At 39.9% G+C, this 24,755-nt stretch carries 21 protein-coding genes, 1 rRNA gene and 1 riboswitch; of the genes, 1 reads left to right on the top strand and 21 read right to left on the bottom strand.

Features of this window, described 5'->3' with window-relative positions:
* Positions 1–94 precede the first annotated feature (94 nt).
* The 6 genes from ligA to PVA17_RS13820 form a co-directional block, all read right to left on the bottom strand.
* A complete protein-coding gene (ligA, locus tag PVA17_RS13845) occupies positions 95–2,101 on the bottom strand; it encodes an NAD-dependent DNA ligase LigA (RefSeq protein ID WP_274068021.1) in 2,007 nt (668 codons plus the stop codon).
* Positions 2,102–2,115: 14 nt separating this feature from the next.
* Positions 2,116–4,368, bottom strand: a complete 2,253-nt coding sequence (gene pcrA, locus PVA17_RS13840) for a DNA helicase PcrA (RefSeq protein WP_274068020.1) — start codon at positions 4,366–4,368, stop codon at positions 2,116–2,118.
* Positions 4,369–4,595: 227 nt separating this feature from the next.
* Complete coding sequence (gene pcrB, locus PVA17_RS13835; protein ID WP_274068019.1) at positions 4,596–5,285, bottom strand: heptaprenylglyceryl phosphate synthase; 690 nt, start codon at positions 5,283–5,285, stop codon at positions 4,596–4,598.
* 105 nt (positions 5,286–5,390) lie between these two features.
* A complete protein-coding gene (locus tag PVA17_RS13830; RefSeq protein ID WP_004225717.1) occupies positions 5,391–5,711 on the bottom strand; it encodes a YerC/YecD family TrpR-related protein in 321 nt (106 codons plus the stop codon).
* A 15-nt stretch (positions 5,712–5,726) separates the two neighbouring features.
* Positions 5,727–6,782 (bottom strand): DUF3048 domain-containing protein, encoded by a 1,056-nt coding sequence (locus PVA17_RS13825; protein WP_483308024.1) that lies wholly within the window; start codon positions 6,780–6,782, stop codon positions 5,727–5,729.
* A 49-nt stretch (positions 6,783–6,831) separates the two neighbouring features.
* Entirely contained in the window at positions 6,832–8,553 is a 1,722-nt protein-coding gene (locus tag PVA17_RS13820) for an adenine deaminase C-terminal domain-containing protein (RefSeq protein ID WP_274068018.1), read from the bottom strand.
* A gap of 200 nt (positions 8,554–8,753) precedes the next feature.
* Here PVA17_RS13820 and PVA17_RS13815 point away from each other — a divergent pair, with 200 nt between their 5' ends.
* Positions 8,754–9,203 (top strand): YgaP-like transmembrane domain, encoded by a 450-nt coding sequence (locus PVA17_RS13815; RefSeq protein WP_132363478.1) that lies wholly within the window; start codon positions 8,754–8,756, stop codon positions 9,201–9,203.
* A 307-nt stretch (positions 9,204–9,510) separates the two neighbouring features.
* Here PVA17_RS13815 and purD read toward each other — a convergent pair whose 3' ends face one another.
* From purD to rrf, 15 genes are all read right to left on the bottom strand, one after another.
* The gene (purD, locus tag PVA17_RS13810; RefSeq protein ID WP_274068017.1) at positions 9,511–10,767 is read right to left on the bottom strand and encodes a phosphoribosylamine--glycine ligase; all 1,257 of its coding nucleotides are present in this window, start codon (positions 10,765–10,767) and stop codon (positions 9,511–9,513) included.
* Between the two features lie 68 nt (positions 10,768–10,835).
* A complete protein-coding gene (gene purH / locus PVA17_RS13805; protein ID WP_274068016.1) occupies positions 10,836–12,362 on the bottom strand; it encodes a bifunctional phosphoribosylaminoimidazolecarboxamide formyltransferase/IMP cyclohydrolase in 1,527 nt (508 codons plus the stop codon).
* A gap of 487 nt (positions 12,363–12,849) precedes the next feature.
* On the bottom strand, positions 12,850–13,419 hold the full coding sequence (gene purN / locus PVA17_RS13800; RefSeq protein ID WP_132363484.1) for a phosphoribosylglycinamide formyltransferase: 570 nt from the start codon (positions 13,417–13,419) through the stop codon (positions 12,850–12,852).
* A complete protein-coding gene (gene purM, locus PVA17_RS13795; protein ID WP_274068015.1) occupies positions 13,419–14,474 on the bottom strand; it encodes a phosphoribosylformylglycinamidine cyclo-ligase in 1,056 nt (351 codons plus the stop codon). The genes purN and purM overlap by 1 nt, the downstream gene beginning before the upstream one ends.
* A gap of 89 nt (positions 14,475–14,563) precedes the next feature.
* Complete coding sequence (gene purF / locus PVA17_RS13790; RefSeq protein ID WP_274068014.1) at positions 14,564–15,988, bottom strand: amidophosphoribosyltransferase; 1,425 nt, start codon at positions 15,986–15,988, stop codon at positions 14,564–14,566.
* Positions 15,964–18,198 carry a phosphoribosylformylglycinamidine synthase subunit PurL gene (gene purL / locus PVA17_RS13785; RefSeq protein ID WP_248717221.1) on the bottom strand — a complete coding sequence of 745 codons (2,235 nt, stop codon included), beginning with the start codon at positions 18,196–18,198 and terminating at the stop codon, positions 15,964–15,966. Before purL ends, purF begins: the two co-directional genes overlap by 25 nt.
* On the bottom strand, positions 18,185–18,868 hold the full coding sequence (gene purQ, locus PVA17_RS13780; protein ID WP_132363492.1) for a phosphoribosylformylglycinamidine synthase subunit PurQ: 684 nt from the start codon (positions 18,866–18,868) through the stop codon (positions 18,185–18,187). The genes purL and purQ overlap by 14 nt, the downstream gene beginning before the upstream one ends.
* A 2-nt stretch (positions 18,869–18,870) precedes the next feature.
* Positions 18,871–19,119, bottom strand: a complete 249-nt coding sequence (purS, locus tag PVA17_RS13775; RefSeq protein WP_079562648.1) for a phosphoribosylformylglycinamidine synthase subunit PurS — start codon at positions 19,117–19,119, stop codon at positions 18,871–18,873.
* A 2-nt stretch (positions 19,120–19,121) separates the two neighbouring features.
* The gene (gene purC / locus PVA17_RS13770) at positions 19,122–19,832 is read right to left on the bottom strand and encodes a phosphoribosylaminoimidazolesuccinocarboxamide synthase (RefSeq protein WP_274068013.1); all 711 of its coding nucleotides are present in this window, start codon (positions 19,830–19,832) and stop codon (positions 19,122–19,124) included.
* A 171-nt stretch (positions 19,833–20,003) separates the two neighbouring features.
* Positions 20,004–21,299 carry an adenylosuccinate lyase gene (purB, locus tag PVA17_RS13765; RefSeq protein WP_274068012.1) on the bottom strand — a complete coding sequence of 432 codons (1,296 nt, stop codon included), beginning with the start codon at positions 21,297–21,299 and terminating at the stop codon, positions 20,004–20,006.
* A 13-nt stretch (positions 21,300–21,312) separates the two neighbouring features.
* Positions 21,313–22,437, bottom strand: a complete 1,125-nt coding sequence (gene purK, locus PVA17_RS13760; RefSeq protein ID WP_132363498.1) for a 5-(carboxyamino)imidazole ribonucleotide synthase — start codon at positions 22,435–22,437, stop codon at positions 21,313–21,315.
* Positions 22,434–22,922 (bottom strand): 5-(carboxyamino)imidazole ribonucleotide mutase, encoded by a 489-nt coding sequence (gene purE / locus PVA17_RS13755; RefSeq protein WP_132363500.1) that lies wholly within the window; start codon positions 22,920–22,922, stop codon positions 22,434–22,436. Before purE ends, purK begins: the two co-directional genes overlap by 4 nt.
* 200 nt (positions 22,923–23,122) lie before the next feature.
* Positions 23,123–23,221, bottom strand: a riboswitch (purine riboswitch).
* 92 nt (positions 23,222–23,313) lie between these two features.
* Positions 23,314–23,508 carry an NETI motif-containing protein gene (locus tag PVA17_RS13750; RefSeq protein ID WP_132363502.1) on the bottom strand — a complete coding sequence of 65 codons (195 nt, stop codon included), beginning with the start codon at positions 23,506–23,508 and terminating at the stop codon, positions 23,314–23,316.
* Between the two features lie 431 nt (positions 23,509–23,939).
* Positions 23,940–24,218, bottom strand: coding sequence for a hypothetical protein (locus tag PVA17_RS13745; protein ID WP_132363504.1), 279 nt, complete (start codon positions 24,216–24,218; stop codon positions 23,940–23,942).
* Between the two features lie 440 nt (positions 24,219–24,658).
* Positions 24,659–24,755, bottom strand: a 5S ribosomal RNA gene (gene rrf / locus PVA17_RS13740); the annotation flags it as partial.

Below are 24,755 nucleotides of genomic sequence, written 5' to 3'. Positions count from 1 at the left end.
ATACCTTACCTGTGGAACGAAGAGACATTTATAAAATGCCTCTTCGTTCCACCAAGTGGCTAGGACAATTCATCATACTTATCTTCACTATTCTTTATTGGACGAGGTTAAGTTGTTCGATCAGGCTGTCTTCATTCCAAACTTCAATACCTAATTGCTCGGCTTTTGCTAGTTTAGAACCCGCCTCTGCTCCTGCAATGACAAGGTCAGTTTTTTTGCTGACACTACCTGTAACGATACCACCTAACTCTTCTATTTTCGCCTTTGCTTCGTTACGTGTCAATTGCTCAAGTTTACCAGTTAATACGATTGTTTTACCCGCAAAAGGATTATCCCCTACAGCTACTTCTACTTTTTTACCTTTATACGTCATATTGACGCCTACTTCAGCAAGGCGCCCAATGACTGCACGAGCATCCTCATTTGAAAAATACTCGACTAGCGATGAAGCCATTTTATCGCCGATTTCATGAATCGCCACTAGTTGTTCCTCTGTTGCTGCCATCACCGCTTCCATCGTTTCAAACTCCTCTGAAACAATTTTTGCTGCTTTTTCACCAACATGTCGGATCCCTAATCCAATTAGTAAACGCTCCATTGAATTTTCTTTAGAAGCCTGAATAGCACTGACTAAATTCGTCGCTGATTTTTCTCCCATACGCTCAAGCTCGACAAGCTGTTCTACAGTTAAGTGATACAAATCAGAGATATCATGAATTAAATCGGCACGTAATAATTGCTCAACGACTTTATCACCAAGACCGTCAATATTCATAGCATTACGCGATACGAAATATTTAATGCTCTCCGCAATTTGTGCAAAGCATGCTGGATTTACACAACGTAATGCCACTTCTCCTTCAATACGAATAAGCTCGCTATCACAAACTGGACAATGTTCAGGCATTACAAATGGCACTGAGTCCTCAGGGCGCTGCTCCAATATTACACCTACAACTTGAGGAATAATATCTCCGGCTTTTCGGATAATGACAGTATCTCCTAGTCGAATATCTTTCTCTCGAATTAAATCCTCATTGTGTAAAGACGCACGTTGAACTGTTGTACCTGCCACTTGAACAGGCGTTAAAATAGCAGTTGGTGTAACAACACCTGTACGCCCAACCGTTAAATCAATATCAAGTAATGTTGTCACTACTTCCTCAGCAGGGAATTTATAGGCAATTGCCCAACGTGGACTCTTTGCTGTATAACCAAGCTCATCCTGTTGCGCATAGCGATCCACCTTAATAACAATACCGTCAATTTCATAGGCTAAATTCGGACGGTTGTCAGTCCATTTTTCGATAAAGGCTAGTACTTCTTCAATCGTTGAGCAGCGTTGACGCTCTTTGTTTGATGGGAAGCCTAGTCCCTCTAAATAATCGAGCATCTCTGCATGCCCGTCAATACCATATGCCTCGCCATCTCCCCCAATTGCATAAATAAAAGTTGATAGCTGACGACTCGCTGCTATTTTAGGATCTAACTGGCGTAAAGAACCAGCAGCCGCATTTCTCGGATTAGCAAATAGTTCTTCTCCATTTTCAGTACGAAGGGTATTCAATTTTTCAAATGATTTTTTAGGCATATACGCCTCGCCACGTACTTCAATTGTAAGTGGCTCCTTCAATCGAAGAGGTATTGCTCGAATCGTTTTTAAATTTGCTGTAATATCTTCCCCTACAACACCGTCTCCTCGCGTTGCTCCTTGTACAAAAACGCCATTTTCGTATTTTAATGAAATGGCAAGACCATCAATTTTCAACTCACAAACATAGGAAAAGTTATCACCGATTGCTTGACGTACTTTACGGTCAAATTCACGTAAGTCTTCTTCGTTAAAAGCGTTTGATAGACTTAGCATCGGATAATCGTGAGTCACCTTCTTAAAGCCTTCTACCACTGCTCCGCCAACACGCTGCGTAGGTGAATCTGGGTAAATAAGTGACGGATTCGCTTCCTCTAATGCAATAAGCTCATGCAATAATTGGTCATAAACACTATCTGCTACGACAGGTTTATCCAACACGTAATAGGCATGACCGTATTCGTGTAATAATTTATTTAACTCCATAACGCGCTGTTCAATTTCGTTCATTTAAGTTCCTCCGCTTACCCTTTTTCAATAGGGGCAAATTGTGCTAGTAATCGCTTAATACCAATAGGTTGTGGAAAGGCAATATCTAGCTCTGTACTATCACCCTCACCTTTTACGCTAACAACCATACCTGTTCCCCATTTTTTATGGATCGCTTTGTCTCCAGCTTTCCAGCCAAATTGGTCACCACCTGTTGTTTGTAAACGAGCAGTTGCAGGCTGTGTTTTCTGAACCGCTCCAAGTGTACGTTTTTGATAGCCACCTGTAGAACGATTACTTGAGGCAAACGGAACCTCAGGCTTCGAACCACCTTTGGATATTGATTCTGTAATATCTTCTGAAATTTCACCTAGGAAACGAGAAACATTATTAAAGCTAGAACGACCAAAAATCGTACGGCTTTGTGCACTCGTTAAATATAAACGTTCCTCGGCCCGCGTCACGCCGACATACATCAATCGTCTTTCTTCTTCCATTTCATCCATATCATCAAGTGAACGAGAATGTGGGAAAATATTTTCCTCCATTCCAATGATAAAGACGATAGGGAATTCTAAGCCCTTTGCAGCATGCATCGTCATCAAAATAATGTTGCCCTTTGATGTGTCATCTTTATCAAGTGCATCAATATCTGCAATTAGCGCTAAATCTGTTAAAAAGGCAATTAAGCTTTTATCTTCACTGCGCTCTTCAAAAGCCTTTGTTACTGATAAAAACTCTTCAATATTTTCTAAGCGGCTTTCCGCTTCAATCGTCTTTTCATTTTGTAGCATTGCTCGATAACCAGATTTGTCAATGACCTGCTCTACAATTTCTGTCACCGATAAATATTCTTGCATCTCTGTAAAGCCTTTAATCATTGCATAAAATTGCTCAGCTGAATTAGCAGCCTTCCCTGAAAGACCCATGAATACAAGATCATTCATAGCATCAAAAATAGAGCGCTCCTGTTCAATCGCATAGCGTGCCATTTTTTCAAAGGAAGTTGCACCGATACTACGCTTTGGCTCATTAATAATACGTGCGAGTGATAAATCATCATCATTATTGGCAATAAGACGCAGGTAGGCAAGTAAATCCTTAATCTCTTTACGATCATAGAACTTGGTACCACCAACTATTTGATAAGCCATATTGGACTTAACAAGCACTTCCTCCATCACACGGGACTGAGCATTTGTACGATATAATATCGCAAAGTCATCAAATGAACGATTATCCTTTTCAATAAGCTGTTGGATTGTTTGTACAACGAATTGCGCTTCCTCTTGCTCGTTATAAGCTTTGTACAACACGATTTTTTCACCTTCTGCATTTTCTGTACGCAGTTCTTTTGGATAACGTGTTGTATTATTTTGAATGACGTCGTTTGCCGCTTGGAGGATGCGTTTTGTTGAACGATAATTTTGCTCAAGCATAATGGCCTTAGCATTTGGATAATCCTTTTCGAATGAAAGAATATTGCTAATATCTGCACCACGCCAACGATAAATCGATTGGTCTGAATCCCCTACAACACAAATATTTTTAAATTTCTTAGCAAGCAACTGAACGAGTAAATATTGGGATTTATTCGTATCCTGATATTCATCCACATGAATATATTGGAATTTATTTTGATAATATTCAAGCACTTCTGGTACACGATTGAATAATGTAATAGTTGTCATAATTAAATCATCAAAATCGAGTGACTGATTGCGGCGTAGTCTTTTTTCATAACCTTTATAAACACGGGCAATCGTTTTTTCGTAAGGATTATTTTCATTGATTTGACCTGCATAATCGTCTGCAGTTTTACATTCGTTTTTTGCTGAACTAATCGCATTTAAAATCGCACGAGGTTCAAAACGCTTCGTATCAATATTTTCATCCTTCATAACATTTTTAATAACTGATAGCTGATCAGTAGAATCTAAAATTGAAAAATTACGTGATATCCCAAGCTGATCAATATTGCGTCGCAAAATACGCACACACATTGAGTGGAATGTCGATACCCACATACTATCGCCAGTTCCGTTACCTAGTATGCCATCTATACGCTCACGCATTTCACGTGCAGCTTTATTTGTAAATGTGATAGCTAAAATCTTTGATGGGTATACTTCTTTTTCGATTACTAAGTATGCTATACGATGTGTCAATACACGTGTCTTCCCCGATCCAGCACCCGCCATAATTAGAAGCGGTCCCTCGGTTGTTTTAACCGCATTTTCCTGCTCAGGATTCATACCTGCTAATAAGTTTTTCGTTAATTGCTCCATTTCGCACCGCCTTACAAACGTTTATTTATCAATTATGCCTCGGCATAATTGCGTCCGGAATCGGCTTTGTGCTTAGGCCTGCACGATGCAGGTCAGTTAGCCGTTATCGCATGGATGCGATGATTTTAGGCTAACATCCTCTAAGAACTCCTTTCCGATCCCGTGACATCCGCCGGAGGCTTTAACTTCTTTTAGCAGGTGTTTAGACACCTGCTGAAAAAGCTAAATTATATCGTATTTTTTACAGCCTTAACAGTCGCAAGTGCAGCTTTTAAATCTTCGTATATAATATTACCAACTACTACTGTATCTGCATATTTTGCCATTTCTGCTGCTTGTTGAGCAGATGTAATGCCGCCACCGTAAAACAGTCGCGTATTTTTCAGTTCATTTTTCACAGCACTTACAACCTCAATATTGCCATAAGTACCGCTATACTCTACATAAAATACAGGTAGTCTAAAGAAATTTTCAGCCATACGTGCGTAAGCAACAACATCATCAATGGATAAATCCGTTTTCGCATTCGTTACTTCAGCTACTTTACAATTCGGGTTTAAAATACAATAACCTTCAGCGACTAATTCATCCCATACCATAATATCTCCATATTCTTTAATTGCTTCATGGTGTAAATTTTTAATCCACTTTGGATCATCACTATTCAACACGGTTGGAATGAAATAATAGTCATAGCCTGGAGTTACTGAATCAATCGCAGAAATTTCAAGCGCTATTGGCACTTCAAAACGTCTTACACGAACAAGTAAATCTAATACACCATCTAAAGTTACACCGTCTGTTCCGCCAACTACAATAACATCTGTACCTGATTCACAAATTTTTTCTAGTGCCTCATCTGAAATATCTTTAGCTGGGTCAAGCTTGAACACATGTCTCCATTCTAAATAATCCATCTATTTTACCACCTATCATTTTCTATCTATTCGTTTACAAGTATAGCTTATGACTGTCTACAAAAAAATGAAAAAGACTGGGTATCTACCCAGCCCTTTTACCTACTATTCTTTTGGTGCTTGAAACGGCTTTTCATCTGGATACAAACGACCTAACATTTCATCATATGTATCATTCCCGTAATCAAAGCAACGACGTACACGTGAAATAGTTGCTGTACTTGCACCTGTTTCCTTCTTAATAGATTCGTAGGTTTTCTTTAAACGTAGTAAATGCGCGACCTCAAAGCGTTGTGCCAGCGATTGAATTTCACTAATCGTACATAAATCATCAAAAAATTTATAACATTCTTCGATGTCTTTCAGCTCTAACACTGCTTTAAATAATTGATCTGTTTGATGCCCTCGAATTTTTTCGATTTGCATGCAATCTTCCTCCCTTTAAGGCTGCGTTTTCACCATTGCTTGTAACCCTGGTGAAGTTGGTACGAAATTTACCCAAGACTTCCCTGGTACTAGCTTCACAAGCTCCCCAGACTCTTCTACAGCCATTGGTATTCCATCAATATTAGCCCATTTGACTTCTCTCATATTGCCATTTTGAAATACATACGCATTTCCACCAGAAGTTAAATCAATTTCTTGGCGCCCCTCATTATCAATCGTTCGATGTTTCATTTCAAAAAATAGCACATTTGAAAATGATAATGTGTCGCCTGTTAACATATCCTTTGTGTCAACGCCAGCCGATTGTCGTCCATAACGATTACTTTGCTTATCATACAAATACGAATTATGGAAATACTCACTATTTCCGTAGTAAATGTCAACTCGACTTGTTTCATTGCCTATTTTACCACGTTCATCGGGTTCATAAAAAGCCTCATGTACTTTTTCATGGTAACTCATTGAAGCGCCCACTTTTTTCGCACCATTTAATATACTTTCAGACGTAATATACGAGTTGTGTGGGGCAACACGGTCTTTTGAACGTTTAAAAAGTGTGCCATCATAATCCATACCATTTATATTGTCGACTACATTATTAGTAAGCATCGATTTGGCCTCCGGGCTATAACCATGTGCTACGTAAAATGCACCATAGCCTTTCGCAAGATCTACAAAATAAGATCGAGCACTACGAACAGGCCCTACATTTTCTGGCAGTTCACTTTGATAAACTGCTAATAAACGTGTAACATTGCCTTCTGCTAGCATTTCATAAACGATATCTGCTGCTTCTATCCCTGATTGTGGACGTGCTTTCGGGTGATTATTAACTGTAACAATTATTGGACGCTGCGTAATTTCTTCCTTCACAGCTTCACCTGTTAGCGGTGCAACAAAAGCGTCTTCTTTAACTGGCTCTTCAATAGCAGTTCCATCGTCAACTTTGCTCGTATCATCATTCTTTCCTTCCGACGAATCTTTTGAACATCCTCCTATCAGTAAGGTACTAAAAGCCATTGCGATAAATAATTTCTTCGATTTGAACACAAGCATTACTCTCCTTTTATCAATTACATCTACCATAGGGAAACTTCAATTAACGCATCACTGCTGGTAATAATAACTTATTCTTCATAACATCAAAAATCCCTTTTGGCGTAATACGGATATATGGTAAATGTGTCGATTGTAAGAATAGTAAAGAGTAAATTGCGTCCCCTAAGTGGTAACCACGTTCCGCTAATGCTTGTTTTAAGCACTTCTCTTTTTCTGCTAGCTCCTTTACATCTCCATCATATAAAAGACCGCCAATTGTTAAAGGAACAGCAGCAATTACCTCGCCTTTTTCAACGAGGACAATACCACCACGCATTGCCTTCATTTCCTCAAAGGCTTTAATCATATCGTCTTTATTTTTTCCAATCAGTAAAATATCGCCTGTATTCGAATAAGAAGAGGCAAACCCTTGAACACTAGTAGCAAAACCTTTAATCATCGTGTTAACATGCCAATTACCGTCTCTATTCAAAAGCATTAAATAACATTCATCATGATCTGCAAGCTGCCCTTCTCTAGTAATGAATGAGTTATATGGTTTCGTAATAACATCATTGACTAACTCAATTCCAAACGGCATCGAGAATTGAAAATCATGAGACGTTAATGAAAAATCTAAGTTAAATGCAGGTAACGCTGAATAATCAATTGTCGCAAGTTTCTGCACTTGTATACCATCACGTTTTAACCAAACACCCTTCGATAATACACTTTCAGGAACTGGGTGCCATTCATCTTGTAAAATATTTAGGGAAGCAAATCGACCCGTTGCGATAAAGCCATGTAAGTTGGACATATTATAATAACGTGCAACATTATAAGAAGCCATTTGATAAGCATCTAGCGGTGCTACACCTGCATCTAAAGCTACTTGAATACATTTATCCATCACACCATCCTCATGGAAAGAAGGTGGTGAGCCATCTGTTGTCATCATTAAATGATCAAAAATAGGTAGCTCTTTTTCAACTATTCCCTTTAATAAATTAGGTAGGTCTGGGCGTATTGAAGAATGACGTAGCGTTACAGCATATCCTTGCATAATACGTCGCTCTACCTCTTCCACTGTCATAGCTTCATGATCACCATCTGCACCAAGTAGCTTCATTCGTGCTAAAGTTCGTTCCGATGCTCCAGGGAAATGCCCTTCTATTTTTTTCCCGTAGCCCTTAGCCATTTGCATACGATAGAGCATTTGGTCATCCCCATGTAACAATCTTGGCCAGCCCGTTAATTCTCCTCCAAGTAACACATCATCACGTTCTAGCCATTCTAAAATGGACGTATTAGAAAAAATCTCTTCCTCCTGTTCCATTTCAGTTTGCGAATCAAAACGAGTCCACCAATAAAATGAAAACGGTAGCTTTTTCAAATCATCTAATATTGAAAACGCTTTCTTATTTTCTAAAGATAAAACGAAGCTTAAATTATCTGAAATAAAAGTTGTAGTACCTAGCTGTCCACAAAAATCAGCAAAGGATTGCGGATGGTATAACTGGAACGGATGAACATGCGGCTCAATATATCCCGGTACAATTGTTTTATTCGTACAATCAACCACTTCTGTCCCTTCTAATAACGGAGGCATTCTATCACCAGCATAGACAATACGATCTCCTAAAATCCAAATGTTCCCTACTATCCATTTTTTGAGCATGCTATGTAAATAACGTGCATTTGTTAATACAATATCCGGTGCTTTTTTTCCATCAATTACTGCTAATTGCTGACGTAATTCTGTAATTTTCCATACTGGATCCATTCTATTCGCCCCTTCCTAAATTACGTAAAATTTCATTGTGTAAATCCTACGCGAAATCACATACTACTACTGCATAAACGCAATTTTTCATAAAATTAATGCTTTATGCAATCATCTTGTTTCAATCGTAACACAGCACTTTCATAAAACAAAGTGCACCCCGCTTTATTTTTCCCACAATGACTAAAGGAGGAAATATTATGATGCAAGAATCAAATTTAAGCGAAAAAAATGCCTTTTGTCGCTTTGCCATGGGGGCAGGTTTAACGGCATTCGGTATCGCTAAAATCTCAAGAAATCCTGAATGTACGAAAGGTCGATTGATGATTGCATTTGGTGCCTTGAAAATGGCTGAAGGTATCTTTAAGTATTGCCCAACCAAAGCTTTACTGGGTTCTAGCCTGGAGAGTGCTATGGGCAACAGCAACAACAATAGCACCAGCAACTCTTCTATGCAAAGTATGTTCAGCGGCCAAAATTCTATGTCATCTGAACAAATCGATAAACTCATGAAGGATTTCTCCTCTGCTATTTCTGGAAATACGTCAGGATCAAACGCAACAGCATCAAAGCAATCTGACTCCAGCACTTCAAATCAACATTCCTCAGAAAGTAAAAATTCTACAACTAAAGCACAAAATCCTTCTTAGTCAAAGGAGCCGTCTCAACTGTATTGTTGAGACGGCTCTCACCCTTTTCATTCATACGTTTGAAAACAATAAGAAGTTTCACTGCATGATTAAAATATTTAATTTAGTGACCATCACCATAGCGAGGGGTTGATTTCCGTTCCGGCTGGGCGCTTTCCTGGGGGCGTTCGATGAGCCGCTTCGCTTCGCTGCAGGGTCTCATCTGAAACGCTGATCCCCAAGGAGTCGCCCAGCCTCCACTCCAATCAACTTATATACATAGCAAATGTTTTAACAAATGTCGTCTCTAACTTTTGTCACACAACTACTACTTAAAAGTGCGCCAGCCGATATCTTTGCGGTAGAAGAAATTGTCCCATTTTTCAGTTGCAATGCCTGCGTATACTATTTCTTGTGCTTCTTGTAAAGTAGATGCCTTTGCTCCAACTAATAAAACTCGGCCACCATTACCAACAAAGTTCTCATCTACAAGCTTTGTACCTGCATGGAATACCGCGTGTGAAGCTGATAGGGCTTCTAGATTTGGTAATGCATTTCCTTTTTCAACATCCCCTGGATAGCCTTCAGCGGCGATTACTACACCTAGCATTGCTTCTTCAGACCATTGCAAATCAAATGGCTTTTCATCCATCAATGCAGTCATAAATGCGCCAAAATCGGATGCCATACGTGGTAAAACTACTTGCGTTTCAGGATCTCCAAAGCGTGCATTAAACTCAATCACTTTAGGACCATCTTTCGTTAATATCAAACCTGCATATAAAATACCGGTAAACGATACACCATCTGCCTCCATACCTTTCACGGTCGGTTCAACAATCGTTTTATATGCATCATCTACTACTTCTTGAGAGATTTGAGGTACTGGCGAATAAGCTCCCATCCCCCCTGTATTTGGTCCTTCATCGCCATCATAAGCACGTTTATGGTCTTGAGCAATCACCATTGGATAAATCTGGCCTTTATGGACAAAGGACATAAAGGAAAATTCTTCACCGTCTAAGAATTCTTCAATGACAACTCGAGAAGAGGATTCACCAAAACGTTGGTTCCCAATCATATCCTCTACAGCTTCAATTGCTTCATCTTCGGTCATTGCTACAATAACACCTTTACCAGCCGCCAAGCCGTCTGCTTTGATAACGATTGGTGCACCTTGCTCTTTAATATATGTAATAGCCTTGGCAGCTTCAGTAAACGTTTCATGGGCAGCAGTTGGGATATTGTATTTATTCATAATTTCTTTCGCATATGATTTACTGCTTTCGATTTGTGCTGCTGCCTTTGTTGGACCAAATACTCGTAAACCAATAGCAGTAAAGAAATCCACTATGCCTTCTGCAAGTGGTTGCTCAGGTCCTACAAAAGTTAAATCTACTGCATTTTCCTTTGCAAATTGTGCAAGACCTGCAAAATCCATAGTATCAATAGCAACGATTTCTGCATCGCTTTTCATGCCATCATTACCAGGTGCTACAAATACTTTACTAACAGATGGTGACATACTAAATTGTTTGGCGATAGCGTGCTCTCGACCGCCGCTTCCAATGACCATTACTTTCATTTTAGAGAATCCTCCTCTTTGTGCGTAAAACCGAGATGTTGCCCATCTCGGTCAAGTTTTTGAATATATTAGTGCTTGAAATGACGTACGCCAGTGAATACCATCGCAATGCCGTATTCATTTGCCTTATCGATTGAATCCTGATCTTTGATAGAGCCACCAGGTTGAATAATGGCCGTAATACCGGCCGCTGCAGCTGCTTCAACAGTATCGCTCATTGGGAAGAATGCATCTGAAGCGAGTGCTGCGCCTTTTGCTTTTTCGCCTGCTTGCTCAAATGCGATTTTAGCTGCGCCAACACGGTTCATTTGACCAGCACCAACGCCAAGTGTCATTTGAGAATCTGTAACGACGATTGCATTAGATTTAACGTGCTTCACCACTGCCCAGCCAAGCTGTAATGCTTCCCATTCTTGTGCTGTCGGTTCACGGTCTGTGACAACTTTAATATCTGCATTAGAAAAGCCGTGGCGATCTGGTTCTTGTACAAGAAGACCCCCTTCAACAGATACAACATTGAATTTGTCTTGTTTTGCTTGCTCAAAAGAAATTGTTAATAAGCGAATATTTTTCTTCTTCGTTAAAATATCAAGTGCTTCTTGAGAGAAAGCAGGCGCAATGATAATTTCTAAAAAGATATGGCTTAATTTTTCAGCAGTTGCTGCGTCTACTTCCATATTTAAAGCAATAATACCACCGAAAATAGATGTTGGATCTGCTTCATACGCTTTATCAAACGCTTCCTCTAATGTTGCGCCCGTTCCAACACCACAAGGGTTCATGTGCTTTACAGCTACTGCTGCAGGCATTTCAAACTCTTTGACAATTTGCAACGCAGCATTCCCGTCTTGAATATTGTTGTATGATAATTCTTTACCATGTAATTGCGTAGCATAAGCTAATGAAAAATCTGAGCCTAGTCGTTTTTGATAGAACGCTGCTTTTTGATGAGGATTTTCACCATAGCGTAAGTTTTGTTTTAATTCATATGTCATTGTTAAGCTCTCTGGGAACTCTTCTTCTGTTAAGTAGTTTGATATATATGAATCATAAGCGGCTGTGTGACGGAAAACTTTTGCAGCTAACTTACGACGTGTTTCAATTGTCGTTGCACCATTAGCTTTAAGCTCCTCTAATACGTTCGCATAGTCATTGCTATCCACAATTACTGTTACATATTGATGGTTTTTTGCTGCAGAACGTAACATTGTTGGACCACCGATATCAATATTTTCGATAGCGTCATCCCATGTTACATTAGGCTTTGAAATTGTTTCAACAAACGGGTAAAGATTGACACAAACAATCTCAATTGGCTCAATTCCATGCTCATTCATTTGTGCTTGATGAGAAGCATCGTCAAACTTTCCTAATAGTCCACCGTGAATCATTGGATTTAAAGTTTTTACACGACCATCTAAAATTTCCGGGAATTTAGTTACTTCATCTACTGCTGTTACGGCAACATTATTGTCTTGTAACATTTTTTTCGTACCACCAGTTGATAAAATTTCATAACCTAATGCTACTAGTTCCTTTGCAAATTCTAAAATACCATCTTTATTGGAAACACTGATTAATGCACGTTTTGTCACAACGAAATCCTCCTAATTTTTAGGATCATCACCATAATTGTGTAGTTGATTTCCGTTCAGTCTGGGCGCTTTGTTGCGCCGCTCCGCTTTCGCGCAGATAAAACATTTGCCGCTGACGCTTCGCTTTCGCGCAGAGCAGAGCTTCCTGGGGGCGTCCGTTGAGCCGCTTTGCTCGCTCCAGGGCCTCGGGCCAACAGATGTCTTTTGCGCGAAAGCGTGAGTGCAACGTAGCGGCAGCAGCACGATGTTCGTCACGAAGGCGTTCTCACAGGATGTGATGCTTTTAGCCTTCGTTCTATCGCTGATCCCCAAGGAGTCGCCCAGCCTCCACTCCAATCAACTTATTTACATAGTAGACGTTTTAACAAAAGTCATCCACATCTTTTGGTGATGAACCAATTTTATCGTGTTAGCCACGAATATGTCTTGCTATTGTCGGACAGAGTTAGGTTTTGATTAGACAATACCTAACTCTCTCATCAATCTATTACTTTAATAGTTGCTCTAAAGCTTTTGTATAGAGTACATGCTCTTCCCGATGAATTGCCGCTTCTGTTGCCTCACGGTCACCTTCAACAACTTGAACTGCCGATTGGGCAATAATAGGTCCCGTGTCCATACCTTCATCAACAAAATGGACGGTTACACCTGTTATTTTGACTCCGTGTTCCATCGCTTGACCAATAGCATCTTTACCAGGGAAAGCCGGTAATAGTGAAGGGTGAATATTCACGATGCGCTGTGGGTATGCAGTTAGTAATACTTCACTAATTAAGCGCATATAACCTGCAAGCACAATCCATTCTACATGACAGTTATGGAGTGCCTCGATAATTGCCGTCTCATAATCTGCTTTTGAAGAAAACTCTTTCGGACTTAAAGCTAGCACCGGAATACTATAGTTCTCAGCACGTGTCACTACAAATGCGCTAGGCTTGTCTGTGACAACAAGTTCGATCTTTGCATGTAGTTCACCACGTTCAATTGCCTCTTGAATAGCTTGAAAGTTACTGCCGCTACCTGAAGCAAAAACGGCAATTTTAGTTGGTGCAGTCATTACACTAAACTCCCATCATGTGAGCCATTGAATACAACACCCTCGCCTTTCACAACGCGACCGATTTTGTATGCTTTTTCACCATTTGCTTCTACTGTAGCAAGTACTTTATCTACTTCATCTGCAGGTACAGCTAATACGAAGCCAATCCCCATGTTAAAGACATTATATAAATCCTTGTCCTCTAACTGGCCTTTTTCTTTTAAAAACTCAAAAATACGTAAGACAGGCCAAGAACCTAAGTTAATTTCAGTTGCTAAACCTTCTGGCATCATACGTGGTAGGTTTTCATAAAAACCACCGCCAGTTACATGGGCACAGCCATGAACGTCTGCTACTTTTAAAGCTCCAAGTACAGGTCTTGCATATAATTTTGTTGGCACTAACAAGGCTTCCCCTATAGGACCAAGATCCTCGTAGCCTTCCACAATCGAATCAACAGCGTAATGATTATCTGCAAAAACAATTTTTCGCACTAATGAGTAACCGTTTGAATGCACCCCACTTGAAGCAATACCAACAAGCACGTCACCCTCTACGATTTTCTCACCTGTTACGATAGCTGATTTTTCACAAGCTCCTACCGCAAAACCAGCTAAGTCATACTCATCTTCTTCGTAAAGACCTGGCATCTCTGCAGTTTCTCCACCGATTAATGCCGCACCAGATTGCACACAGCCATCTGCAACGCCCTTTACGATTTGCTCAATTTTCGCTGGCTCTGCCTTGCCAAGGGCTACATAATCTAAAAAGTACAATGGTTCAGCCCCTTGCGCTACGATATCATTGACACACATCGCTACACAGTCCACACCAATCGTGTCGTGCTTGTCCACCATAAACGCTAGCTTTAGTTTTGTCCCAACGCCATCTGTACCTGAAATAAGAACAGGTTCCTTAAGATTTAGTTCTGACAAGTCAAACATACCGCCAAAACCACCAAACGTACCCATCACACCTAGACGGTTTGTTCGTTCAACGTGAGACTTCATTCGTTTTACGGCTTCGTAGCCTGCTTCTATATTTACACCTGCTTGTTCATATGCTTTTGACACGCAGAGTTCCTCCTTATCATCCAAATCGCCTTGGCACAATCTGAATCTAGATTTTGTCATTTATAGCTAGACGTGTTTAGATGTTTTTCTTAACGTAATAGTTCTTTTTCATGTGGTAAGATTGTATCTGGGAAAATTTCTGTTGGATATTTACCTGTAAAGCACGCTAGGCATAATCCACGGTTTTCATCTTCATATGGTCTTGCAATCGTCTCCACCATACCTTCAACAGAAAGGAATGTTAGGGAATCAGCTCCTATAGCATCACGGATTTCATCTACATTGTGGCTAGACGCAATCAATTCTTCATGTGTGGAAGTATCGATACCGTAATAGCAAGGATCCGTCATCGGTGGTGAAGAAATGACAACATGTACTTCTGCCGCCCCTGCATCTTTTAACATTTTTACAATACGTCTTGAAGTTGTACCGCGAACGATTGAATCGTCCACCATCACTACACGTTTATCTTTTACGACTTGAACAACAGGAGAAAGCTTCATTTTCACACCGCGTTCACGTAATTCCTGTGTTGGTTGGATAAATGTACGACCTACATATCGATTTTTAATAAGACCTAGCTCATATGGAATGCCACTTTCCTCTGCAAAGCCGATTGCCGCTGAAATACTTGAATCAGGGACACCTGTTACAACATCAGCTTCAATATGTGCACATTCTCGGGCAAGCTGTTTGCCCATACGTTTACGAGCCATGTGGACGTTTATACCATCAATATCAGAATCGGGACGTGCTAAATAAACGTACTCCATCGCGCACATTGCACGTTTATCCATCTCTACAAAACGATCAGATTTTACACCCTCATCGTTAATAATTAATAACTCACCAGGTTCAACAGATCGAACAAATTCTGCACCTATTAAATCAAATGCACAAGTTTCAGAAGCTACAACCCAGCCATCTCCTAGCTTCCCAAGAGATAATGGACGTAAACCATGTGGATCACGTGCAACAAGCATTTCATCTTTAGTCATAATTAAGAACGAATACGCGCCCTTTAATAAAGATAGAGCATTTTTCACCTTCCCACGGAATGGTGAATGTGAGCTTTTCTTAATAAGATGCGCTAGCACTTCAGTATCGGAGCTAGAATGAAAAATACTACCTTGACGCTCTAAATACTGTTTTAAGTGCGTGGCATTGACTAAATTACCGTTATGAGCAATTGAAAGGCTACCAGTTGAGGAGTGAAATAATAACGGCTGTACATTTTCAATACCGCCCCCTCCAGCAGTCGTATAACGGACATGGGCTATTGCTGCTTTTCCGTCCACTGCCTTTAATTTCTCTTCGTTGAAAACATCATTCACTAGTCCTTCGCCTTTCACCGCGCGAAGATGCTGACCGTCAGAAACGACGATCCCAGCGCCTTCTTGGCCACGGTGTTGAAGAGCATGAAGCCCGTAATAACTAAGGTGAGCTGGATTTGAGTTACCCCAAATACCAAACACCCCACATTCTTCGTTTAAGCCTCTGAGTTCAGCAAGCATGGGATTGCTCCTTTCCAATTAGAACGGAATTCCTCCACTGTACCTTCTACAAGCACACCGTTGTCACCGTCGATTTTAACAAGCGCATCGTTTGTTACGACACCGATTTTCATTGCGTCTTTTACAATTTCTACAAATGCAGCTACATTTTCTTCTTTCACTGTTACAACAAAACGAGATTGTGTTTCACTGAATAATGCTGTTGTAGCAGAGCCTGTTAATGTTACATCAAGACCTAAGCCATTTGCGCCAAATGTTGTTTCAGCAAGCGCTACTGCAAGACCGCCTTCTGCTACATCATGTGCAGATTGTACGATACCCGCTTTAATCGCTTTAAGCAATGCTTCTTGACGTGCGGCTTCAATCTGTAGGTCAATAGCTGGTGCTTTCCCTGAAATAACCCCATTATTTAATAATTTTTGAAGCTCCGAACCACCGAACTCAGTTTTTGTATCGCCGATCACAAATACTACATCACCAGCAGCCTTTACTTCTTGAGTTGTCACATGTGCTAAATCTTCAATTAGTCCAACCATACCGATTGTTGGTGTTGGATAAACCGCTTCGCCAGAACGCTCGTTATAAAGAGAGACGTTACCACCGATTACTGGTGAATTCAATGCTGTACAAGCGGCTGAAATACCATCAGCTGATTTTTCAATTTGCCAGAAGATTTCTGGTTTCTCAGGATTACCGAAGTTTAAGCAGTCAGTAATTGCTAATGGTGTACCACCCGTTGCCACGATATTACGAGCTGCCTCTGCTACAGCAATGGCACCGCCTACTTCTGGATCTAGGAAAATATAACGAGAGTTACAGTCAGTAGTCATCGCTAATCCTTTGTTCGTACCACGAACGCGGATAACGGCCGCATCAGAACCTGGTGCAACGACTGTTGATGTACGTACTTGATAGTCATATTGATCGTAAACCCACTCTTTTGAAGCAACTGTTGGTGCTTTTAAAAGTGCATTTAATGTTTCTTTGTAATCTGTTACTACTGGCTCTGTGTTTTCCATCGCTTGGAACTCAGCATAGTAAGCAGGCTCTGCAGATGGTTTATGATAAACTGGTGCATCTTCTGCAAGTGCATCAGCAGGTACTTCAGCTACAACTTCGCCATTATGTAATAGGCGTAGCATTTTATCATCCGTCACGCGACCAATTGCCACAGCATCTAAGTCATATTTCTCGAAAATCGCTTTAATTTCATCTTCGCGACCTTTTTTCACAACAAGTAGCATACGCTCCTGAGATTCAGATAGCATCATTTCATATGCTGTCATGCCCGTCTCACGTTGAGGTACTAAGTCTAAGTTCATTTCTACACCAGAGCCAGCCTTCGAAGCCATTTCTGCTGATGAAGAAGTAAGACCAGCAGCACCCATATCTTGAATACCTACTAGCGCGTCAGATTTTACAACTTCTAAACATGCTTCAAGTAAAAGTTTCTCCATAAATGGATCTCCTACTTGAACTGCTGGACGTTGGTTCTCAGATTCTTCTGTTAACTCTTCAGATGCAAATGTTGCACCATGGATACCGTCACGGCCTGTTTTAGCACCCACATACATGACTGTATTGCCTACACCAGCCGCGATTCCACGTTGAATATCTTTGTGGTCGATTAAGCCTACACACATTGCATTCACTAGTGGGTTGCCTTCATAGCAAGGATCGAATTGAATTTCGCCTCCGACTGTAGGAATCCCGATACAGTTACCGTAACCTGCGATACCAGCAACTACTTCTTCAAATAAATATTTACCACGTGCTGATTTTAATTCGCCAAAGCGTAGTGAGTTTAGCATCGCAATTGGACGTGCACCCATTGAGAAAACGTCACGGATAATACCACCAACTCCTGTAGCAGCACCTTGATAAGGCTCAATTGCTGATGGGTGGTTATGTGATTCCATTTTAAATACAACTGCTTGTTCGTCACCAATATCAACGATACCAGCACCTTCACCTGGACCTTGTAAAACTTGTGGACCCTTTGTAGGGAATTTACGTAACACTGGTTTTGAATTTTTGTATGAGCAGTGCTCAGACCACATTACGGAGAAAAGACCTGTCTCTGTCCAGTTTGGTAAACGTCCTAAAATACCTTCTACCATTGCAAATTCTTCGTCTGACATCCCCATACCAGCGTATAACTTTTGCTCTTTAATTTGCTGTGCTGTTGGCTCAAACTTAGTTGTTGACATGATTTTCCCTCCACTGCTTCACAATTGATTTAAATACTGCTAGACCGTCTGCTCCGCCCACCAGTGCATCAACAGCTCGCTCTGGGTGAGGCATCATCCCTAGTACATTGCCACGCTCGTTTGTAATCCCTGCGATATCTTCTAAAGAACCGTTTGGATTTTCGCCTGAATATGTGAACACGATTTGATTATTATCTTTTAATTGTTGTAAAGTTTCCTCGTCACAGTAGTAGTTACCTTCACCGTGAGCGATTGGAATATTGATTATTTGACCTAGCTCATATTGGTTTGTGAATAATGTATTATTGTTTTCAACTTTAAGCTGGATTGTACGGCACATGAATTTCAAATTTTTGTTACGAAGTAATGCGCCAGGTAATAAGCCTGCTTCAGTTAAGATTTGGAAGCCATTACATACGCCCAATACCGGCTTACCAGCATCTGCTGCCTTCTTAACCTCTGCCATAATATTAGATTGGTTGGCCATCGCACCACAGCGAAGATAATCCCCGTATGAGAAGCCTCCTGGTACTAAAATGCCATCAAAGCCACTTAAATCTGTTGCTGTATGCCATACATATTCTACTTCTTCACCTAGCTCGTCTTTAATCGCATGATACATATCGATATCACAGTTTGACCCAGGGAAAACGAGTACTGCGAATTTCATGATTAGTTAGCCTCCTCGACTTCGTAGCGATAGTCTTCGATTACAACGTTAGTTAAAACCTTTTCACACATTTCTTTTACTAGAGTATCAATATCACGTTCTGTATCTTTAATTGCTAGTTCAAGATATTTACCGATTCGTAAATCTTCTACTTCAGCGTAACCCATTTTCACTAAAGAACCTTGTACAGCTGAACCTTGTGGATCAAGAATGCTCTCACGTAATGTCACGTAAATTTTAACTTTTTTCATTGTTATTTGCCTCCGAGTCTAGAAAGTATAATAGTATAAACTTCAGTTAAATTACCAAGGTCTCTACGAAAGACATCTTTGTCTAACTTTTGCTTTGTAGTTGCATCCCAAAGTCTACATGTATCTGGTGATATTTCATCTGCCAGTAGCACATGTCCGTCATTGTCACGTCCAAACTCTAATTTAAAGTCAATTAGTGTAACGTTGACATCTGCAAAAATAGGCTGTAAAACTTTGTTCACTACAAGTGCACCATCATAAATGGCTGTCACTTCCTCAGGTGTTGCAAGATCAAGTACGTCAATATGCTCCGTTGAAATGAGCGGATCGCCTAGCTCATCGTCTTTATAATAAAATTCAACGATTGGGCGTTTTAATGGTGTACCTTCCTCAATGCCAAGACGTTTCGCTAAGCTACCTGCTGCTATATTGCGAACTACGACTTCAATTGGAATAATATCTACCTTTTTTACAAGCTGCTGCGTATCAGATAATTGTTTTACGAAATGTGACGCAATTCCGTTTGCTTGTAATTTTTCGAAAATTAAAGATGTAATGCGATTATTTAATACGCCTTTGCCTTCAATTTCTTCTTTTTTCTCACCATTAAACGCTGTTGCACTATCCTTGTATTCAACGAGTAACACATTAGGCTCCTCTGTTGAGTACAATTTTTTTGCTTTACCTTCATACAAAAGTTGACCTTTAGTCATTTCGTTACTCCCCCTGATATTATGAAATACACGCGTATTGTTCAGAATTGAATCGTACGTATACGATTCAATTCTGTAACATCCGCTAGTGACTCTACTCAATCCATTTCGCCTTGGCGTAATTGTAGCTGTCGCTTTGCTTTCGCATAGATAAACAAAGCGTGAAGATTGTTAGTTAAGACCAAGACGTTCAAAAATCATATCTACATGCTGTAAATGGTAGTTGTAGTCGAAGCAATCATCTAGCTCTTCCTTCGTTAAATACGATGTAATTTTTTCACTTGCATCGACTAACGTACGGAACTGAACTTGCTCGTCCCATGCCTGCATCGCTAAAGGTTGTACTGTATCATATGCTTCCTCACGCACTAACCCTTTATCGATCAGTGCTAATAAGATACGTTGAGAGTAAATTAGACCAAAAGTGCGACCCATATTACGTTTCATGTTTTCAGGGAATACTGTTAAGTTTTTCACAATGTTACCGAAGCGATTTAACATATAATTAAGTGTAATCGTTGCATCCGGTAAAATAACACGCTCTGCAGATGAATGTGAAATATCACGCTCATGCCATAATGCTACGTTTTCATAAGCCGTTACCATATAGCCACGCATTAAACGTGACATACCAACCATGTTTTCAGACCCGATTGGATTACGTTTATGAGGCATTGCTGATGAGCCTTTTTGTCCTTTTGCAAATCCTTCCTCAACTTCACGTGTTTCAGATTTTTGCAAGCCGCGAATCTCTGTTGCAAATTTCTCTATTGATGTTGCGATTAATGCCAACGCACCTAAATATTGAGCATGACGATCACGTTGTAATGTTTGAGTTGAAATAGGTGATGCTGTAAGTCCTAATTTATCGCATACATATTGCTCTACTTTAGGATCAATATTGGCATATGTTCCAACTGCACCAGACATTTTTCCTGTTTCAATTACTTTTGCTGCTGCTTCAAAGCGTTCTAAGTTACGCTTCATTTCTTCATACCATAAAGCTAATTTTAAACCGAAAGTTGTTGGCTCAGCATGAACACCATGTGTACGTCCCATCATGACCGTATGCTTATACTCTTTCGCTTTCGCTGCAATAATATCAATGAAATTCACGATGTCTTTGCGTAAAATATCATTCGCTTGTTTAATTAAATAAGAAAGAGCTGTATCAACTACGTCCGTAGAAGTTAAACCATAGTGCACCCATTTTCGCTCTTCACCAAGAGTCTCAGAAACGGCACGAGTAAATGCTACAACATCATGACGTGTTTCTTTCTCAATCTCTAAAATACGATTAACATCAAATGAAGCATTTTCACGAATTTTAGCTACATCCTCTTTTGGGATGTCTCCAATTTCTGCCCAAGCCTCACATGCTAAAATTTCAACTTCTAACCAAGCTTGATATTTATTTTGTTCTGTCCAAATTGCGCCCATTTCGGGTCTTGTGTAACGTTCGATCATTGCGTTTCTCCTTCTATTCTGACCAAATGCCAGAACTCTCGATTTGTTGTAGTGTTTCTTCTAAGTTTTTTGTCATAATCGTTACGTGGCCCATCTTACGGTTCACCTTAGCTTCAGCTTTCCCATAAAGATGTATAGACCATTCAGGATATTTAGCAATTGAGTTACTAAGTGGCATGACATGCTGCCCTAAAACATTTACCATAATAGATGGTGCCCAAAGTTGTGGTTTACATAATGGCCAACCACAAACTGCACGTATATGCTGATGGAACTGTGAAACGTTACATGCTTCTATAGAATAGTGACCTGAATTATGAGGTCTTGGTGCTAATTCATTTATAACGATTCCGCCGTCTTCTAATACAAACATTTCTACAGCTAATGTCCCTACTAAATTTAGATAATCAGCAATTTTCAAGGCTTCTCGTTCTGCAGACAAAGATGTTTCCTCTTTTATACGAGCTGGTACGATCGTTTCATGTAAAATTTGATGAACATGAATATTTTCTCCAACTGGCTGACAATATGATTCACCATTCCCGTTTCTTTGAACAATGACAGACACCTCTTTAACGAAAGGTACAAATCCCTCAACAATACATTGTGAATGGGAGAAAAGCCCTTTTGCTAATGGTAGGTCTTCTGTAGATTTTAAAAGCTGCTGCCCCTTGCCATCATAGCCACCTCTTGCTGTTTTGACTATACAAGGATAACTAATCCTATCAATATTGGCTAGTAATTCTTCATATGTATTTACAACCAAATAAGGGGCTACTGGACAACCTGCGTTCACTATCGCTTCTTTTTCAGTCACACGGTCTTGTGTGATGCGTACTAGCTCTGCTCCTTGTGGGACGTAAGCCATTTGTGTTAAACGTTTTAAGCCTTCATAATCGATATTTTCAAATTCATACGTTATAACGTCACTTACCTCTGCAAGTTCTTCTAAAGCTGACTCATCATCATATGGGGCTACAATACGAACATCCGCAACCTGTCCACCTGGTGAATCCATTGATGGTTCAAGAACGGCGATTTTAAAGCCTGCTTCTTTAGCAGCAAGTGCCATCATTCGGCCAAGCTGACCTCCTCCGATAATGCCTATCGTCTGCCCGGGATAAATTATCTTTGTCACACTAAGTCACCTGTGCTTTCCAGTACTTGTTGCTTCGTGGCTTCACGTCTAGCATCAAGTTTATTAGCCAGCTCTGTATCTGTTGTCGATAAAATTTGCGCTGCTAGCAAGCCTGCATTCGTCGCTCCCGCTTTGCCAATCGCTACTGTTGCTACAGGTACACCGCCAGGCATTTGAACGATTGATAATAATGAATCAAGACCGTTAAGAGCACGTGATTGTACAGGTACACCGATGACCGGTAACGTTGTTTTAGCTGCTACCATTCCAGGTAAATGCGCAGCTCCACCTGCACCAGCAATAATTACTTGAATACCTCGCTCACGTGCTGATTGTGCATACTCAAACATTAAATCAGGAGTACGATGTGCAGACACTACTTTTTTCTCGTACGGTACCTGTAATTCATCTAAAATATCACATGCATATTTCATTGTTTCCCAGTCACTTGAACTCCCCATAATGACACCGATTTTCGGATTCATGATTGTCGCTCCTTTTTAACGTTAGAAAAATGATCAAATATTTTATAGCTACTACAATTCTTTACTTTTTCTTTTTCATAACAAAGAAAATCCTCAAATAAACTACTCTCTACCATACACGTGAAAGCAGTTTACTTGAGGACTTATTATGAAAAGAATATGCAAATGGACATTTCTGCACATAAACCTTCCCGTAACATGCCAAAAGTGCTTTCCCGCATAGTCCAGCATTTACGGTGCCGGGTAGAGACACTAGAGCCAATCCTCTAGCATATATGTGGGATTTATTTGTTTTTCCTTCTCATATTTTAACAAGTCATTTCATTGTAGTCAACCAAAAATGCGAACATTTTATTTTAGCCATTTGTAAACGTTCGGATTTAAGCAAAAATCACTCGGAATCTTGCCATAACATCGCTTTAAATTGTATTTTTTGACGTAAATACGTTGGTTCTCCATTGACTACGTGAAAAATCGGTTCTTCTTTTCTTCCCACTGCCATATAACCATCTCGACGCATTCTTGCCAAACAATCTTCAATTGACTCGTTTTCTTCTACTTCATACCAAATTTGTTTTTTCCCCAAATCTTTCTTCCTTTCAATCTTGTTTCCAATTATTTTCCCTTGTATGAATTCCATTATACCTTTAGTTTGTTCCTTTAGTATGTATGAGTATTAATAAAATGCTCTTCGAAGTTGATTTTCATTCTTTTCCTAAAGGGCGTCCGATAGCCGCTTGGGCAAGCAATTGTTTTTTATGCGAAAGCGTAAGTGCAATGTAACGACAGCGGCACGATGTTAGTCACGAAGGCGTAATTATTGGATGTGATATTTTTAGCCTTCTTTCCTCAACTTGCTCGCTCCAGGGTCTCATCTATGACGCTATTCCCCAAAAAGTCACCCTTTACTTAATAAATATCATTCTCAACTTTTCGTGACCAGCTATTAAAAAGGAATTATTGTTACTACTCGCAGACAATTAAAAGAACTGCAGAAAAATAAACTGCAGTTCTTTATTAAGGATTTTGAAATCCGTAGATTCCAATTAAATATGCACCTAGGAACAGGAACATTAAAAAAGCATTGAGTACAATCAAAACTATACGAATATCGCCTTTAATACCCAAAATTGCACTAATTATTCCTAATCCTCCTAACACAAATGGCGTAAATATACTTAGATCATAAAGGTAATTAAAAAAACTACCATACCATTTTGATGAATCATAGCCAAACATAAAGAGTGTAATTATTAAGGAAAATATTGATAAAGCAGAAAAAATGTTACGCCTCATTTTTAATTCCCCCTTATTAAAGCATGATATGTGTGATAGATCTAATTTCAATTTAAAATTCGCTAATAAAGCTCGTCCGACTTTACTCTTTGAGCAATAAGTGATGGATATATCAAATGTTGAGGCAATATACAATGTGAAGCATCGCCTGTTCTAGCGCCTGCATCTTCCTATTTTTAGACATTCCAGCAAGTTGTAAGAATCTCTCTTGATGGCGTTCTATTCTCCTGTTCGTCAATTCTATCAGTCGTTTTTGTTTCTACGGGCACAAATGTGTTCTCCCCTCGAAACATTCCACAAACAGTTTGCTTTGCTCGTTTTTTTCGGAGGATATGTCGGGATTAGTCCATTCTTTATGTAAATTTTAAAATGAGTATATCATTTTATTTTTATTTTATAAAACAAAAAAGCCGAGGAATAAATCCTCGACTTTTTTAGGTGCCTAGCGACGTCCTACTCTCACAGGGGGAAGCCCCCAACTACCATCGGCGCTAAAGAGCTTAACTTCCGTGTTCGGTATGGGAACGGGTGTGACCT

It is taken from the genome of Lysinibacillus sp. CNPSo 3705, from assembly GCF_028674935.1.
Taxonomy (GTDB): domain Bacteria; phylum Bacillota; class Bacilli; order Bacillales_A; family Planococcaceae; genus Lysinibacillus.
Note: the sequence above shows the minus strand (reverse complement) of the source record. Positions and strands in the feature narration are given on the sequence as shown.

Excerpts from the sequence above, each read along its gene's own strand:
- pcrB (WP_274068019.1), bottom strand. The coding sequence starts at position 5,285 with ATGGATTATTTAGAATGGAGACATGTGTTCAAGCTTGACCCAGCTAAA.
- purN (WP_132363484.1), bottom strand. The coding sequence starts at position 13,419 with ATGACTGCACCAACTAAAATTGCCGTTTTTGCTTCAGGTAGCGGCAGT.
- PVA17_RS13745 (WP_132363504.1), bottom strand. The coding sequence starts at position 24,218 with ATGAGGCGTAACATTTTTTCTGCTTTATCAATATTTTCCTTAATAATT.
- ligA (WP_274068021.1), bottom strand. The coding sequence starts at position 2,101 with ATGAACGAAATTGAACAGCGCGTTATGGAGTTAAATAAATTATTACAC.
- PVA17_RS13820 (WP_274068018.1), bottom strand. The coding sequence starts at position 8,553 with ATGGATCCAGTATGGAAAATTACAGAATTACGTCAGCAATTAGCAGTA.
- purD (WP_274068017.1), bottom strand. The coding sequence starts at position 10,767 with ATGAAAGTAATGGTCATTGGAAGCGGCGGTCGAGAGCACGCTATCGCC.
- purF (WP_274068014.1), bottom strand. The coding sequence starts at position 15,988 with ATGCTTGCTGAACTCAGAGGCTTAAACGAAGAATGTGGGGTGTTTGGT.
- PVA17_RS13830 (WP_004225717.1), bottom strand. The coding sequence starts at position 5,711 with ATGCAAATCGAAAAAATTCGAGGGCATCAAACAGATCAATTATTTAAA.
- purE (WP_132363500.1), bottom strand. The coding sequence starts at position 22,922 with ATGAATCCGAAAATCGGTGTCATTATGGGGAGTTCAAGTGACTGGGAA.
- purQ (WP_132363492.1), bottom strand. The coding sequence starts at position 18,868 with ATGAAATTCGCAGTACTCGTTTTCCCTGGGTCAAACTGTGATATCGAT.
- purB (WP_274068012.1), bottom strand. The coding sequence starts at position 21,299 with ATGATCGAACGTTACACAAGACCCGAAATGGGCGCAATTTGGACAGAA.
- purS (WP_079562648.1), bottom strand. The coding sequence starts at position 19,119 with ATGAAAAAAGTTAAAATTTACGTGACATTACGTGAGAGCATTCTTGAT.
- PVA17_RS13815 (WP_132363478.1), top strand. The coding sequence starts at position 8,754 with ATGATGCAAGAATCAAATTTAAGCGAAAAAAATGCCTTTTGTCGCTTT.
- pcrA (WP_274068020.1), bottom strand. The coding sequence starts at position 4,368 with ATGGAGCAATTAACGAAAAACTTATTAGCAGGTATGAATCCTGAGCAG.
- purC (WP_274068013.1), bottom strand. The coding sequence starts at position 19,832 with ATGACTAAAGGTCAACTTTTGTATGAAGGTAAAGCAAAAAAATTGTAC.
- purL (WP_248717221.1), bottom strand. The coding sequence starts at position 18,198 with ATGTCAACAACTAAGTTTGAGCCAACAGCACAGCAAATTAAAGAGCAA.